The sequence below is a fragment of the Streptoalloteichus hindustanus genome (assembly GCF_900129375.1).
GTDB lineage: Bacteria > Actinomycetota > Actinomycetes > Mycobacteriales > Pseudonocardiaceae > Streptoalloteichus > Streptoalloteichus hindustanus.
In genome coordinates this window covers 1-1,241 of the sequence record NZ_FQVN01000031.1, presented here as the reverse complement: position 1 = coordinate 1,241, position 1,241 = coordinate 1, and the positions used below count along the sequence as shown (strand labels likewise).

General features: G+C 67.7%; 1 protein-coding gene. It reads right to left on the bottom strand.

Annotated elements, in window-relative coordinates; genetic code table 11:
• A partial coding sequence (locus BUE43_RS32475; RefSeq protein WP_143174545.1) for a (Fe-S)-binding protein occupies positions 1–1,241 on the bottom strand: 1,241 nt, incomplete at both ends.

Here is a 1,241-nt window from a genome sequence, read left to right as displayed (position 1 = left end):
CCGGTGCCCAACGCCTCGTCCACCCGTTCCAGGTTGATGCGTTTGCCGACCCGTTCCTCCATCCACATCCGCGCCCCACCCGCACCACAGCACAGGGCTCGGTCGGCGTGGCGGGGCATCTCCCGCAGCGTGGCCCCGGTGGCCCCGACCAGCTCCCGCGGTGGGGAGTACACCTTGTTGTGCCGGCCCAAATAGCAGGGGTCGTGGTAGGTGACGTCCTCGGCCACGGGGGCGACGGGGACCAGGCGGCGTTCCCGGACCAGCCGGTTGAGCAACTGGGTGTGGTGCACGACCTCAAAAGACCCACCCAACTCGGGGTACTCGTTGGCCAGGGTGTTGAAGCAGTGGGGGCAGGTCACCACGACCTTCCGCGCCCGCTCGGGCCGATCCTGGAAGACGGTGTTGAGGACCTCGACGTTCTGCTGGGCCAGCATCTGGAACAGGAACTCGTTGCCGGCGCGGCGGGCGGGGTCACCGGTGCAGGTCTCCTCGGTGCCCAGCACCACGAAGTTGACTCCGGCGAGGTGGAGGAGTTCGGCGACGGCGCGGGTGGTGCGTTTGGCGCGGTCCTCGAACGCCCCGGCGCAGCCGACCCAGAACAGGTACTCCACCTCGTCGGGGAGTTCGCCGTCGTAGACGGGGACCTCGAAGGGCAGGCCGTCGGTCCAGGCCAGGCGGTCGCGGTTGTTCTGGCCCCAGGGGTTGCCCTTGTTCTCCAGGTTCTTGAACATCCCTCCGAGCTCGGTGGGGAAGTTGGACTCGATCAGCACCTGGTAGCGGCGCATGTCGATGATGTGGTCGACGTGTTCGATGTCGACGGGGCACTGTTCGACGCAGGCGCCGCAGGTGGTGCAGGACCACAGGACTTCGGGGTCGATCACCCCCAACTCGTCGGGTCCGCCGATCAGGGGGCGGTCGGCCTCAGCCAGAGCGAGCACATCAATCGAGGCGAGGCGGGCCTGGGCGTCCTCGCCGGTGATGCCGGTTTCGTCGCCGGCCATGTCCCGGCGTCCGCCGGCCAACAGGTAGGGGGCTTTGGTGTAGGCGTGGTCGCGGAGGCTGGTGATGAGGAGTTTGGGGGAGAGGGGTTTGCCGGTGTTCCAGGCGGGGCACTGGGACTGGCAGCGGCCGCATTCGGTGCAGGTGGTGAAGTCGAGCCAGCCTTTCCAGGTGAAGTCCTCGATTTTGCCGGCGCCGAAGGTGTCGGTGTCGGGGTCGGCTTCCTCGAAGTTGAGGGGTTT